Genomic DNA, 13,476 nt, shown 5'->3' on the forward strand with positions numbered 1-13,476 from the left:
TTTTGAGCGACAAAGATAATTCTTTCCAGCCTGTTTTCGTAACATATCGGCAAAAAGTTCTATATTTGTGCTTTCAAAACGTTAGTTAGGATGAAACAAGAATTTGCACGGATTGCAGTAAAAGTAGGTAGTAATGTATTGGCACGTCGGGATGGGACATTAGATGTTACCCGCATGTCGGCTCTTGTCGATCAGATTGCAGAATTACATAAAGCCGGGGTAGAGATTATTCTCATTTCTTCGGGAGCAGTAGCCTCAGGACGAAGTGAAATACATCCTCAAAAGAAGCTCGATAGTGTAGATCAACGACAGCTATTCTCAGCTGTAGGTCAGGCAAAGCTAATCAACCGTTACTACGAACTCTTTCGGGAACATGGCATTCCTGTTGGTCAGGTATTGACCACCAAAGAAAGTTTTGGTACTCGCCGCCATTACCTGAACCAAAAAAACTGTATGACAGTGATGCTCGAGAATGGCGTAATCCCAATTGTCAATGAGAATGATACCATTTCGGTAAGCGAGCTTATGTTCACTGACAATGACGAATTATCAGGGCTGATTGCTTCTATGATGAACACGCAAGCACTTATCATCCTCAGTAATATTGACGGAATTTATAATGGCTCTCCGGCAGATCCCCAATCATCCGTCATCCGCGAGATAGGTCATGGCAAAGATCTATCCAACTATATCCAGACCTCTAAATCCAATTTTGGAAGAGGGGGCATGCTAACTAAAACGAACATCGCCCGGAAAGTAGCTGATGAAGGAATTACAGTAATCATTGCTAATGGAAAGCGTGACAATATTCTAGTAGACCTGCTCCAACATCCTGACGAGACACTTTGTACACGCTTTGTTCCCTCCGGCGAACCGGTATCCAGTGTCAAAAAGTGGATCGCACATAGCGAAGGATTCGCAAAAGGAGAAATCCATATTAATGACTGTGCGACAAAAGTACTGAACTCAGAGAAAGCTGTCAGCATTCTTCCTGTAGGCATCACACGCATTGAAGGAGAATTTGAAAGAGACGACATTGTGCGTATCCTTGATAACCAAGGAAAACAAATAGGGGTTGGAAAAGCAAATTGCGATTCCACGCAGGCACGGGAGGCTATTGGAAAACATGGGAAAAAGGCAGTAGTACATTATGACTACTTATATATAGAGTAGCTCATCATAATCAAGATTCATAGTACCAGCTATCCAATAAATTGAGTTGCCGGCGAACCATCTATTTCAAAAGCATCCTATTTTTTCATGTTCACACTTTTCATTCATTTCACTCCAATCAGCAGACTTCCACATTTATTCCGGTTGCAGCTCATCCTTTGAAGGAAGTTGTTTCCAACCTTCACCAAACGTATCATAAGCGTCGGTCACTACAACAAAAGCACGCGGATCGGCTTCTTTGATTTTATGCTTCACACTGGTTACTTCTTTATGGCTAACGACCAAAAAAAGCATTTCTTTTTCTGCCCCAGTGTAGAGCCCGCTACTTTTAATACAAGTAGCTGTACGATCCAGATCTTTGAGAATGAAACGATGCAATTCGGTCATTTCTTTGTCACTGATAACAAACAACAGTTTATCATCTTTTGCACCATTAATGACATAAGCCACCACTCTTGAGATAACAAAAATGGAAATCAGCGAATAGAGAGACAAATACCATGAAGGCTGGCTCGTATCATCTGCATTACCCACACCAAACCCGATAACCAACAGACCGAAACAAACAACTACAGCATCAACGAACAGGATGGCATTTGAGAAACGGATATGAAAATATTTCTGTAATATCATCGCAATAATATCACTTCCCCCAGTGGTTGCCTGGTTGCGTACAACAAGACCACTACCGACGCCAATAATCGCCGCGCCGATAATACAAGTCAGCATCAGATGACTTGTCATATCCATAGCACCACCAAGGAGTTTCGTCGGATCAAGTTGTTGGAGTGCCTCTTGTGTGGGATAAGCCCAACGAGACATTACATTCATCAGTAAAGGGGTAATCAATGCAGCAACCAATGTACGGGAACCCAACTTAGCCCCCAACAGTATGACCGAGAGAATTAAAAGCGGTACATCGAACATATAGCCGAATGTTCCCACCTGAATGGAGGGAAATAAATTGTGAAGAACGATACTAGCTCCATACACCCCTCCCGGCACAATGTTATAAGGATTGATAAAAAACACAAAACCTGCCGCCAAAATAGTACAGCCTATCAAAACACCTGCCCACGAAACCCACCAGTCAAAGTGAGTAGCAGGCTTACAATATTGCTTCAATTTATAAGATAATTTTTCCATATCCATCATTCAGTTTCTATTTTTATGCAGCAAATATACGAAAAACTTTACTAACCATCCTTTCTTTACCATTGCTTTGTAAGTTATCTCTTATTTTTCGGAGGTGCAACCTAGATAATCAGGCAGTCTATCAGAAAGATACCTTGCTCAACTACTTTTCATATATTTCCGCATCATTTTAAATCACCTCATAACAAAAAAACATCATTTTCTCTATCAACCTATCACCAATCTTCTGTATCCCCCTATTCATCGCACTTTCAAGAGGTGATAGGTCGAGAATCAACCTATCACCTTCTCTATCACCTATCACCTTTGCCGATTCCTGCCATTATCCTCTTCGTTTGATGGCTGGCAGATAATTTTTAAACCCCTTAATAGCAAACATACATTTCACTACTAACAAACTTTTTGTTCTTTAATACCTAACTTCTTTTCCTCCGATAGAGAAATTATTCTTTATTAGAAATAAACTATAAACGGAAGTTGCGTTTATATAAATGAAACTTGCATTCATATAAACAGAACTTGCGTTTGTATAAATGCAAGTTCTGTTTATAGATTATAATCAATAAAAAACAACTTTACTATTAAAGAGAATAAAGTTTGTTATAGGAAAAGAAGAACTAATCTATTGCAAGAAACAGATTAATCCCTTACACCCCTCTGTTTTATCAATCAATTACTTTATCTTTGCGTTCAGAGTAGAGGAAACATACTTCTATTCTACATCAAATAATTAATCTAATTGTCGAATTCACAAAGTACACACTATTTATGGTTATCTTAGGAATCATTGTAGCCATCTGTCTACTATTTATAATTGGCGTTTATAACACATTGGTCAGAAAACGGAATAGTATTGAAAATGCCTTCGGAAGCATTGATGTAATGCTAAAAAAAAGATTTGATTTAATCCCCAATATCGTTGCCACAGTGAAGCAATATGCCAAACACGAAGAGACCATTTTCGCACGCATAGCCGAGCTGCGTTCTAAAGGATATGAACAGCTGAACAATGACGACAAAGCAAACTTCGACGAAGTTTTTACACAAGCAAGCCACCGTTTCATTGCCGTAGCCGAAAGCTATCCGGAGTTGAAGGCTTCTGACAACTTTATGCATCTGCAACGTACACTGAACGAAGTCGAAGAACAACTGTCGGCTGCAAGAAGAACTTACAATGCCAACGTAACAGACTTTAATAACACAGTGATGACTTTCCCGTCCAATATGATTGCCGGGATGTTCGGATTCACACCCAGAACTCTTTTTTCCATACCGGCAGAAGAACGGGCAAATCCCACCATCGGAAACACATTTCAATCTTAATTTAATCGTCAACTATGGCAATTTCATTCAATACAGTCTATAGCCAGCTAGAACCACACATCGTTACTTTTGAAACCAAACGCAAAATACTAAAATCAAAAGGAATCCGAAATGGAGGTATAACAGCCGGAATTATCCTAGCCATCGGACTTTTATTCCTCCCCTCATTGGGAAATATGTTTTGGATCATCGCGGTCATTGCTTTAATTATCGGAGGAGTAATAGCCAATGCACAATCGAAAGAACTTACCGGATACTATAAAAAAGAGATCGTTCCACTTATTCTTGAAAATGTGCTTCCCGGTGCACATTATGAACCGGACATGGGAATATCAGAAGAAACATTTCGTTCCTGTAAGCTCTTTCCCACACCGGATCGTTATTCAGCTGAAGATTTCATCTCAGGACGGGTAGACAAAACAGATATATGTTTTTCTGAAGTACACGCAGAGGAAAGACATGTACAAACATCTAAAAATGGAACAAAAGAGTATTGGACTGATATTTTCAAAGGCTTTTTATTTATCGCCGACTTTCATAAAGACTTTGCCGGACAAACGATACTTTACCGGAATTCATGGTTCAAGTTCCGCTTTGGCAGTGAGAAGCGGGTAAAACTAGAGAACAACGAATTTGAACATTGCTTCGACACCTACTCTACCGACGAGATTGAAGCACGTTACATCTTGTCTACTTCAATGATGGAGCGTTTAGTAACGATGAATCGGCGATTGGGGGATGGAATAACTATCAGTTTCCGGAATTCCAATGTATATATCGCTATCCCAGACTCCCAAAATCATTTCGAAACCAGCCTATGGAGCCCATTAACCCGCGAGAACCTGGAATCGGAATTCCAGACTGTCAGCGAACTGGTACAGATTGTAGACGAGTTGAATCTGAATCTCAGAATCTGGACAAAAGAATAAAGTGATACATTTATTTCAAATTTCAGCAAGTTTTATTCACATGATTCACTATATTTGCACTATTTATCTTTCTATTTAACGCAAAAAGGGAGCAAATGACTACAAATTTAAACAAGACCTTTGCTGCTGTACAAGCAGCCAGTCGGGAATTGGCCTTACTGAGTGATGAGAAAATCAACCAGATATTAAATGCAGTAGCGGATGCAGCAATAAGTGAAACATCGTTGATTCTGGCTGAAAATGAAAAGGACCTGGCACGCATGGACGTGAAAGATCCCAAATATGATCGACTGAAGCTGACAGAAGAACGTTTGAAAAGCATTGCTACCGACATACGTAATGTGGCGACTCTTCCCTCTCCTCTAGGAAGGATACTGAAAGAAACAATTCGCCCTAATGGAATGAAACTATCTAAAGTGAGCGTCCCTTTCGGAGTAATAGGAATTATTTATGAAGCTCGTCCAAATGTTAGTTTCGACGTTTTCTCTCTTTGTTTGAAAAGTGGAAATGCTTGTATACTAAAAGGAGGAAGTGATGCTGATTATTCTAACCGGGCTATTATCAGCGTCATCCACAAAGTATTGAAGAAATTCAATATCAATCCCCATATCGTAGAATTGCTTCCTGCCGACAGGGAGGCAACAAGTGAACTGCTACATGCAGTGGGGTATGTGGATCTGATTATACCCAGAGGTAGCAGTAGCTTAATCAATTTTGTCCGTACCAATGCAAGCATTCCTGTCATCGAAACCGGTGCAGGCATTTGCCATACTTATTTTGATGAATTCGGAGACACAAGCAAAGGAGCAGCTATCATCCATAATGCAAAAACCCGCCGCGTCAGTGTATGTAATGCGTTGGACTGTCTTATTATACATAAAAACAGACTTGCAGACTTGCCACTTTTATGTGAGAAGTTAAAAGACAGCCAAGTAATTATCTATGCAGACCCGCAAGCCTATCAGGCACTGGCAAATCATTATCCGGCTGAACTTTTGCAAGCTGCGACCCATGAAAGCTTTGGCACCGAATTTCTGGATTATAAATTAGCCATAAAGACTGTTGATAGTTTTGAAAATGCATTAGGACATATCCAAGAATATAGTTCTAAACATAGCGAATGCATCGTGACGGAAAACAAAGAACGAGCCACCTTGTTTACCCGAATAGTAGATGCTGCTTGCGTATATAGGAATGTATCGACTGCTTTCACTGATGGTGGACAATTCGGATTAGGAGCAGAGATCGGCATCAGTACTCAAAAGCTACATGCCCGCGGCCCGATGGGATTAGAAGAAATCACCTCTTATAAATGGATCATTGAAGGAGAGGGACAAACCAGATGGTGAAACGCCCCTATAAATGGATATATACTATAAGAGAACAATGGAACAATAACGATTAATTATAGAGAAACATGAAGAAATTTACTTGTGTACAGGACATCGGCGATTTAAAATCCGCTCTTGCAGAAGCATTCGAAATCAAAAAAGACCGTTTCAAATATGTAGAATTGGGGCGTAATAAAACATTGATGATGATCTTCTTCAACTCTAGTTTACGCACCCGGCTCAGCACACAGAAAGCTGCCCTCAATCTAGGAATGAATGTTATGGTGCTGGATATCAACCAGGGGGCGTGGAAACTGGAAACAGAACGCGGCGTGATCATGGATGGCGACAAGCCTGAACATCTTTTAGAAGCTATTCCTGTAATGGGATGCTACTGTGATCTGATCGGAGTAAGATCTTTCGCACGTTTCGAAGACCGTGACTTTGATTATAAAGAAACGATTCTCAACCAGTTCATCCAATACTCCGGTCGTCCGGTATTCTCGATGGAAGCTGCGACTCGCCACCCACTTCAGAGTTTCGCCGATTTGATTACTATCGAAGAATACAAAAAGACAGCGCGACCTAAAGTGGTTATGACATGGGCACCTCATCCACGCCCACTGCCACAGGCTGTTCCCAACTCTTTCGCAGAGTGGATGAACGCAACTGACTATGATTTTGTGATTACTCACCCGGAAGGATATGAACTCGACCCTGCATTTGTAGGAAATGCAAAAGTAGAATACGACCAGATGAAAGCTTTCGAAGGAGCTGACTTTGTATATGCCAAAAACTGGGCGGCATATACAGGTGATAATTATGGGCAGATTTTAAGCAAAGACCGTGCATGGACAGTTAGTGACCGACAAATGGCAGTTACCAACAATGCTTACTTCATGCATTGCCTTCCTGTTCGCAGAAATATGATTGTTACGGATGATGTGATTGAGAGCCCTCAATCTATTGTTATTCCAGAAGCTGCCAATCGGGAAATTTCAGCAACTGTTGTCTTAAAGAGACTGTTAGAAGGATTGAAATAAATATCATCAATAAGATGTCAAACGGTGGATAATGAATGTTCCGGACCTTTATTGTTCACCGTTTACTATTTATAAGCTATTCAGGTCACATACTCTTTGCATCGAACCTATAAAACTTCAATATTCACAATTTTCTATTTTCTTATTGTTCTATATTTTTTCCCGCATCTTGCCAAGCATTGAATCCTTTATATAAATCAAAAACTTTATATCCTTTTTTGCTAAGTATCTTTGCAGCCTTTCTACTCCGCTTGCCACTACGGCAATATAATGCTACCGGTTTATCTTTTTGAAGTAAGGAATCAGCCATGGTGGCAAAAGAATCATCAAGGACATTAATATTGATAGTTTTAGCAATATGTCCTTCGGAATACTCTGCCAAGGTACGGACATCTAAACGCTGCACATTTTCATCCTGAATGCATGCATCAAACTCATCCACATTCATTGACTTGAAATCTCCTCTCTGTTGCTGACAGGAGAAAAGAGAAGAAAGAAACAACAAAATTCCCACAACTAATTGATTCGCTTTTAACATAGATATTTCATTACTCAATTTGAACTCGGAATGTATTCAAATCCTTCAAAATCCGGATTACAATATTTGTCCGATTCGATCATATTACCATCTTTATCAGAGGTATAATATTTAAACTTTATACGGACTATTTGATCTGGTTTTCCAACCAACTTGGTTAGAGGAACTGAAATATAAGCTCTCCGGTTATAATATTGCGCATCTCCCTGCGCATCATGATATAGAGATAATACAACAACCTGCTCGCCATTTTCCGACTCTTCTTGTATTTCCCCTAAAAGATCAAAAACATGCTTCGCATCTCCTTTTACTTTCAGACTCAGAATCATATTCAGATAGTCTCTTCCCATCCAAATACTCACTACATCTACCGGATCCGTTTTTGTAAGTTCTCCATAACCCTGTTCTCCTTTCAACTTAGGTGTCAAGGTTATCAGAGATTGCAAAGAATATATGGTGGCAGAAGAAATACCATTGGAAGAAAACACTTCATAATTAGCCAATACACGCTTCGAATCATTAGGAGACATGGTAGAGTTGGTACGGTCTTTTGATACAAGCATTTCATCCCCTTTATCTGGAAGAAGTGTTTGCAATTTACCATCCGTCCCTGATTTCACTGTGACAAACTCCAACTTCACAGAAGGATAATAATATTCGTCATCTCCACAAGCAGCTACTAACAAAAGCAGTCCCATCAACCAAATAGAATGTAGTTTGTTTCTTTTCATTGGCGTGCAGCTAAATAGTTTATTAAAGGATTAGCATACATTAATAACAACTTTTCACGCAAAAAGTCCACATCTTTATTAGGAATCTTTATTTTTTCCAATTGTTGCTCAACGTAATCAATGAAATGCTGCTTTTCTTCTTGTGTATAATTTTGCTCAAACTCTGCCTTACCCTTCAACCAGTCATAAGCTATATAATTGCCTGGATACATCCGATAATTAGAATGAATCCGCTGATCAATGCAAGCAGAAACTCTAGCAAACAAATCCGGTTTAGGCAATGAGCGATCCAACTGTTCCAACTTGTCGTTAATACAAGGTGCCATCTGGAAATGTACTCTTCCTTTATATCCGAAAAGTCCTGTTTCCATATTAATCAGATCATCTTGTGTCGTTTTCTTATATCCTTCTACATCTCTCTTCAGTTGAAATTCCTGAGCTTTAAGAAAGTCGCAAGGATCGTATTCGTAGGAAATAGCAAGAGGTGCAATATTCATTTCCATCAGACGTTCTACCAAATCACCTTCTCCTCCCATCGCCAACATTTTCAACACACTATCTTGTGTACGGTCATTTGAATCTTTGGCACGCCCTTCACGTTGAGCTATCCAAATAGACTGGTTTTTCTCAGCAATAGTATAGTGCATATAACGAGACATACGGGCTGAGGACTCCAACATTTGACGCATAGTTAATGCGCGTTGTACAATAAATGATTTATTAACCCGCACCAACTTCTTAATCCAAGGATAAATGAGCAAATTATCTCCAATAGCTATCTCAACCGTATCCATTCCTTCATCGACCAGCAAGATAGAAAGAAAACCGGAATCCAGAATTATATCCCGATGATTGGACATATAAGTGTAAGCCTTTTCTTTATTCGGCAAAGCCGTATGATCTAAAGTCAGACTATCAGTATGTTCCTGAGCTATCTTCCACAAAATACCATAACAAAATGTTTTCTGGAAATCCAGTTTGGTCTTGCATGTACGTATTTTTTGTGCCAGAAGTTCAAAAGGAACATTCGGAATTGCGCTACAGGCTGCTTTCTGAAAAGCTTGATCAGCAATCAGTTCCTCCAGAATTTGAGGAAGTTCCTCATCATAATAAGGACGAATCTCATTAAACTCTGTTATATCCATAGCAAGGAATTAAAATTTATTTTCGATAATATCAGTCATCACATCTTTTATTTCCAGACCGGCAGCACGTACTTGCTGGGGAATAAAACTGGTAGCAGTCATTCCCGGAGTCGTATTTACCTCCAGAAGATTAATTTTTTCTCCGGCAGTTACGATATAATCCACACGAATAATACCGGAACAACCTAATATATCATAAATAGCCGAGGTGAGCAACTGCACCCGATTCGTCAATTCATCCGAAATGCGTGCCGGAGTTATTTCATCCACTTGACCATTGTATTTCGCATCATAATCAAAAAACTCGTTATGAGTTACAACCTCTGTGGGCGGAAAGACTACTGTTTTGTCTTTTGTTTTATAACAACCGCATGTCAGTTCCGTTCCGTCCATAAAAGCTTCCACTAAAACTTCCTGAGCCTCTTCAAAAGCTTTAGCTATGGCAGGTTGTATTTGTTCTTTAGTCTTCACCTTCGTTACTCCGAAACTTGATCCTCCCAAACTCGGTTTAATAAAACAAGGTAAGCCGATCTTATCCAATACATCTTCATCGGAAATGGATTGTCCCATACGTAAAAGCAATGATTCGGCGATACGTACGCCAAATGCTTTCAGATACTGACCACATGTGAACTTATCATAAGTGATAGCAGCAGCCAATACTCCACAACAGGAATATGGAATGTGCAGCATATCAAAATATCCCTGAAGACGTCCATCCTCTCCCGGAGTTCCATGAATAGTTATATAGGCAAAATCAAATTTTATCTTTTCCATCCCTAGCATAAAACTGAAATCATTGCGGTCTACAGGTACTTTCGTACCATCCGGCAACTGGACTTCCCAACGGAGTCCTTGCATCTCAACGATATACAGTGTATACTTTTCCTTATCAATAAAGGAATAGATTCCCTGTGCACTACGCAGGGATACATGAAATTCGGAGGTATCTCCTCCGGCTACGATAGCAATTGTGCGTTTCATTCTATATCTCTATTACTTATATAGCTTCTCCACTTATCGATAAGTTGAGTCATGTCATCCGGAAGTTCAGAAGTAAAAAACAGTTCTTTACCTGTGACGGGATGAACAAACCCCAACGTCATTGCATGCAAAGCTTGTCGGGGACAAGTGTCAAAGCAATTATTTACAAATTGTTTGTACTTACTAAAGTGAGTACCTTTTAATATCTCGTGACCGCCATAGCGTTCGTCATTAAATAAAACATGCCCTATATGCTTCATATGGACACGAATCTGATGTGTACGCCCTGTCTCAAGCACACATTCTACTAAAGTTACATATCCCAACCGCTCCAACACACGATAATGAGTTACCGCATGTTTCCCCACAGCGGGATCGGACATTACAGCCATCTGCATCCGGTCTTTCGGATTACGGGCAATATTACCGACAATCGTTCCTTCATCTTTTTCGACATTTCCCCATACCAACGCACGATACTTGCGTTTGGTCGTTTTATTATAGAATTGAAGACCCAAATTTGTTTTAGCATCCGGTGTTTTGGCAATGACCAATAAGCCGGAAGTATTTTTGTCAATTCGGTGAACCAATCCGACATGCGGATCATTGGCATCATAGTCAGGCACATCTTTCAAGTGCCATGCCAATGCATTCACCAAAGTGCCATGGTAATTTCCGTGCCCGGGGTGTACAACCAAACCGGCAGGCTTATTTACCACCATGACATAGGGATCTTCATAAACAATAGTAAGGGGAATATCTTCTGGAATAATCTCATTCTCATAACGCGGACGATCCATCATCACAGTGATGACATCAAGAGGCTTCACTTTATAGCTACTCTTTACCGGTTTACCGTTAGCCATGACAAATCCGTTTTCGGCAGCTTTCTGAATACGGTTACGCGAAGCATTGACAATACGTTCGAACAGATATTTATCTACTCTTACCATCGCCTGTCCCTTATCTACGACCACACGAAAGTGCTCATAAAGTTGGGCCTCATCACCGACTGGTTCTATATCATCCAAGTCATTCTCCAATCCATCCGGAAGTTCTTCCTCTATCATGCGAGCTTATTTCAGTTGTTTACATTCAAAACCAGCTATCATCCTGAGTAGATGACGATTCTGACGTAACAGGTTCTGTTACATCACTTTCCAATGAGTCATCTTCCAATATATCCTCCGTTCCGTTTCCTACCATCAACGTCAAAGAAGCACCTAAAGGTATTTCTTCTCCTGCGGACAACAAACGACCCTTATATTTTACACCATAAACCCAATCTTTTTCACCACTCATCATTTCCGGTTCATTCAACTTAAAACCAGAAGCTAATACTTTAGCCTGAGCTTGGCGAAGAGAACTATTATCTGCCACATTCGGAACTGGACGCAGCGGAATATTAAGAGTATTAATAGTTAAATAGATTATACGTCCTTCTTTTACTTTCTGTCCGACTCCCGGATTTAGCTCAAGAATGATACCAGCAGGCTTGTTTTTCACATAAGTAGAGTCCGACACAACGCATACCAACCCATTGTTACGGAACATCTTTGATGCCTCCTCTACAGTCATTCCTTTCACATCCGGAACAACAACAGCCTCACCGTGGCGTGTATAAGTATCGAGCCACTTCATCACACCCAATAATAGCAATATCACTACCACAACCATGCCAATGATATTCAGCCAGAAGTATTTATTTGTTTTAAAAGAAAAGAATTCTTTAATTGTCATACGCATTGCTGTTAATCTGCGCCAAAGATACGACAAATAAGTTGAATTTTTAAAAAGAAAGCGATGAAAATGTCCTTCCTCGAAACGCAAGGACACTTATCACCGCCACAATTGTTGCAACTATAATCCCCACTCCTATAGATTTCAACAACCCTAAATTCCTTTATATAGTTTCCTGATATCTTTTTAAGATTATCAGATCACTTTGTATCACTCTATATTTTTTGCAAAGGAAGGTAAAAAGAAAGATATTTAAAACAGAATAATGCTTTTTAACATAGTAAATTAAGCAAGAAAAAGCCTGAGTTTACATTCACATTCTTCCGTAAACTCCCTTTTCATAGGAGTTACAAGACTTATAAAAAAAAGCAAGAAAGGCAGAGTTTTAATCAACTCTGCCTTTCTTGCTTCCTTAAATGGCTGACAATTATTATTTCTTCTGGCCATTGTACTCGTCAGAAACAGTCAGTTTCTTTCTGCCTTTCGCACGACGAGCAGCTAAAACTCTACGACCATTAGCCGATTCCATTCTCTCACGGAAACCGTGTTTGTTTTTTCTCTTTCTGTTAGAGGGTTGAAATGTTCTCTTCATTACTGTATCTTGTTTTTATGTTATTATTCCACGTAATCGGGCTGCAAAAATAGACACTTTTTTTAAATTAACCAAGAGATAACTCATTTTTGCTCAAAAGTTTTTGTGTTTTTTACTGATTTAGATTACTTTTGCACTCGAATTAGGATAGCGACAACTAAATAACAATAATATAATAAAAGAAAACAGCAGTATGATTAATGCTCAAGACATCAAAAACGGAACTTGTATCCGTATGGACGGAAAGCTCTATTTCTGTATCGAATTCCTACATGTAAAACCGGGTAAAGGTAACACTTTCATGCGTACCAAACTGAAAGACGTAGTTAGCGGATACGTTCTCGAACGCCGTTTCAACATCGGTGAAAAACTGGAAGACGTACGTGTAGAACGTCGTCCTTACCAATTCTTATATAAAGAAGGAGAAGACTATATCTTCATGAATCAAGAAACATACGACCAACATCCTATTGCTCATGATTTGATCAACGGAGTTGATTTCTTGCTTGAAGGTGCAGTATTGGAAGTTGTTTCCGATGCTTCAACTGAGACTGTACTTTACGCAGATATGCCAATTAAGGTTCAGATGAAGGTTACTTATACTGAGCCGGGTATAAAAGGAGATACAGCAACTAACACGCTGAAACCTGCAACTGTAGAATCTGGTGCAACTGTACGTGTTCCTTTATTTATTAATGAAGGCGAAACAATTGAAATCGATACACGTGACGGCTCTTATGTAGGCCGCGTTAAGGCTTAATATACATATATTAAAAGAGCAAAAAGCCTTGA

General features: G+C 39.6%; 14 protein-coding genes. 6 read left to right on the forward strand and 8 right to left on the reverse strand.

Annotated elements, in window-relative coordinates; translation table 11 throughout:
* The first annotated feature begins 90 nt into the window (after window positions 1–90).
* Window positions 91–1,173, forward strand: a complete 1,083-nt coding sequence (gene proB, locus CZ225_RS21485; RefSeq protein ID WP_077155435.1) for a glutamate 5-kinase — start codon at window positions 91–93, stop codon at window positions 1,171–1,173.
* A gap of 135 nt (window positions 1,174–1,308) precedes the next feature.
* Here proB and CZ225_RS21490 read toward each other — a convergent pair whose 3' ends face one another.
* Window positions 1,309–2,328, reverse strand: a complete 1,020-nt coding sequence (locus tag CZ225_RS21490) for a YitT family protein (RefSeq protein WP_234983089.1) — start codon at window positions 2,326–2,328, stop codon at window positions 1,309–1,311.
* A 768-nt stretch (window positions 2,329–3,096) separates the two neighbouring features.
* Between CZ225_RS21490 and CZ225_RS21495 the strand changes: the two genes are divergently transcribed.
* From CZ225_RS21495 to CZ225_RS21510, 4 genes are all read left to right on the forward strand, one after another.
* On the forward strand, window positions 3,097–3,651 hold the full coding sequence (locus CZ225_RS21495) for a LemA family protein (protein ID WP_077155436.1): 555 nt from the start codon (window positions 3,097–3,099) through the stop codon (window positions 3,649–3,651).
* Between the two features lie 14 nt (window positions 3,652–3,665).
* Window positions 3,666–4,580 carry a DUF3137 domain-containing protein gene (locus tag CZ225_RS21500; RefSeq protein WP_077155437.1) on the forward strand — a complete coding sequence of 305 codons (915 nt, stop codon included), beginning with the start codon at window positions 3,666–3,668 and terminating at the stop codon, window positions 4,578–4,580.
* A 95-nt stretch (window positions 4,581–4,675) separates the two neighbouring features.
* Window positions 4,676–5,929, forward strand: a complete 1,254-nt coding sequence (locus CZ225_RS21505) for a glutamate-5-semialdehyde dehydrogenase (RefSeq protein ID WP_077155438.1) — start codon at window positions 4,676–4,678, stop codon at window positions 5,927–5,929.
* Window positions 5,930–5,997: 68 nt separating this feature from the next.
* Window positions 5,998–6,954 (forward strand): Rossmann-fold NAD(P)-binding domain-containing protein, encoded by a 957-nt coding sequence (locus CZ225_RS21510; protein ID WP_077155439.1) that lies wholly within the window; start codon window positions 5,998–6,000, stop codon window positions 6,952–6,954.
* Between the two features lie 142 nt (window positions 6,955–7,096).
* Here the strand turns inward: CZ225_RS21510 and CZ225_RS21515 are convergent, their stop codons facing one another.
* The 7 genes from CZ225_RS21515 to rpmH form a co-directional block, all read right to left on the reverse strand.
* Window positions 7,097–7,492 (reverse strand): rhodanese-like domain-containing protein, encoded by a 396-nt coding sequence (locus CZ225_RS21515; protein ID WP_077155440.1) that lies wholly within the window; start codon window positions 7,490–7,492, stop codon window positions 7,097–7,099.
* A gap of 14 nt (window positions 7,493–7,506) precedes the next feature.
* Window positions 7,507–8,223, reverse strand: coding sequence for a NigD1/NigD2 family lipoprotein (locus CZ225_RS21520; protein WP_077155441.1), 717 nt, complete (start codon window positions 8,221–8,223; stop codon window positions 7,507–7,509).
* Complete coding sequence (locus CZ225_RS21525; RefSeq protein ID WP_077155442.1) at window positions 8,220–9,368, reverse strand: acyltransferase; 1,149 nt, start codon at window positions 9,366–9,368, stop codon at window positions 8,220–8,222. The genes CZ225_RS21520 and CZ225_RS21525 overlap by 4 nt, the downstream gene beginning before the upstream one ends.
* 9 nt (window positions 9,369–9,377) lie before the next feature.
* The gene (locus CZ225_RS21530) at window positions 9,378–10,352 is read right to left on the reverse strand and encodes a D-alanine--D-alanine ligase (RefSeq protein WP_077155443.1); all 975 of its coding nucleotides are present in this window, start codon (window positions 10,350–10,352) and stop codon (window positions 9,378–9,380) included.
* A complete protein-coding gene (locus CZ225_RS21535) occupies window positions 10,349–11,422 on the reverse strand; it encodes an RluA family pseudouridine synthase (protein ID WP_129585844.1) in 1,074 nt (357 codons plus the stop codon). Before CZ225_RS21535 ends, CZ225_RS21530 begins: the two co-directional genes overlap by 4 nt.
* Before the next feature lie 25 nt (window positions 11,423–11,447).
* Window positions 11,448–12,092 carry a PASTA domain-containing protein gene (locus CZ225_RS21540; RefSeq protein WP_077155936.1) on the reverse strand — a complete coding sequence of 215 codons (645 nt, stop codon included), beginning with the start codon at window positions 12,090–12,092 and terminating at the stop codon, window positions 11,448–11,450.
* 430 nt (window positions 12,093–12,522) lie between these two features.
* The gene (gene rpmH / locus CZ225_RS21545) at window positions 12,523–12,684 is read right to left on the reverse strand and encodes a 50S ribosomal protein L34 (protein WP_025073940.1); all 162 of its coding nucleotides are present in this window, start codon (window positions 12,682–12,684) and stop codon (window positions 12,523–12,525) included.
* A gap of 193 nt (window positions 12,685–12,877) precedes the next feature.
* Between rpmH and efp the strand changes: the two genes are divergently transcribed.
* Window positions 12,878–13,444 (forward strand): elongation factor P, encoded by a 567-nt coding sequence (gene efp / locus CZ225_RS21550; RefSeq protein ID WP_025073941.1) that lies wholly within the window; start codon window positions 12,878–12,880, stop codon window positions 13,442–13,444.
* Window positions 13,445–13,476: the final 32 nt, after the last annotated feature.

Origin of the sequence: Bacteroides bouchesdurhonensis, from assembly GCF_900155865.1 — a bacterium.
In the GTDB taxonomy this organism is placed as follows: Bacteria; Bacteroidota; Bacteroidia; order Bacteroidales; family Bacteroidaceae; genus Bacteroides; species Bacteroides bouchesdurhonensis.

Bases quoted from the DNA above. Each gene is read 5' to 3' on its own strand.
- CZ225_RS21540 (WP_077155936.1), bottom strand. From the start codon at position 12,092: ATGACAATTAAAGAATTCTTTTCTTTTAAAACAAATAAATACTTCTGG.
- CZ225_RS21495 (WP_077155436.1), top strand. From the start codon at position 3,097: ATGGTTATCTTAGGAATCATTGTAGCCATCTGTCTACTATTTATAATT.
- proB (WP_077155435.1), top strand. From the start codon at position 91: ATGAAACAAGAATTTGCACGGATTGCAGTAAAAGTAGGTAGTAATGTA.
- CZ225_RS21520 (WP_077155441.1), bottom strand. From the start codon at position 8,223: ATGAAAAGAAACAAACTACATTCTATTTGGTTGATGGGACTGCTTTTG.
- CZ225_RS21525 (WP_077155442.1), bottom strand. From the start codon at position 9,368: ATGGATATAACAGAGTTTAATGAGATTCGTCCTTATTATGATGAGGAA.
- efp (WP_025073941.1), top strand. From the start codon at position 12,878: ATGATTAATGCTCAAGACATCAAAAACGGAACTTGTATCCGTATGGAC.
- CZ225_RS21515 (WP_077155440.1), bottom strand. From the start codon at position 7,492: ATGTTAAAAGCGAATCAATTAGTTGTGGGAATTTTGTTGTTTCTTTCT.
- CZ225_RS21500 (WP_077155437.1), top strand. From the start codon at position 3,666: ATGGCAATTTCATTCAATACAGTCTATAGCCAGCTAGAACCACACATC.
- CZ225_RS21505 (WP_077155438.1), top strand. From the start codon at position 4,676: ATGACTACAAATTTAAACAAGACCTTTGCTGCTGTACAAGCAGCCAGT.
- rpmH (WP_025073940.1), bottom strand. From the start codon at position 12,684: ATGAAGAGAACATTTCAACCCTCTAACAGAAAGAGAAAAAACAAACAC.
- CZ225_RS21510 (WP_077155439.1), top strand. From the start codon at position 5,998: ATGAAGAAATTTACTTGTGTACAGGACATCGGCGATTTAAAATCCGCT.
- CZ225_RS21530 (WP_077155443.1), bottom strand. From the start codon at position 10,352: ATGAAACGCACAATTGCTATCGTAGCCGGAGGAGATACCTCCGAATTT.
- CZ225_RS21490 (WP_234983089.1), bottom strand. From the start codon at position 2,328: ATGATGGATATGGAAAAATTATCTTATAAATTGAAGCAATATTGTAAG.
- CZ225_RS21535 (WP_129585844.1), bottom strand. From the start codon at position 11,422: ATGATAGAGGAAGAACTTCCGGATGGATTGGAGAATGACTTGGATGAT.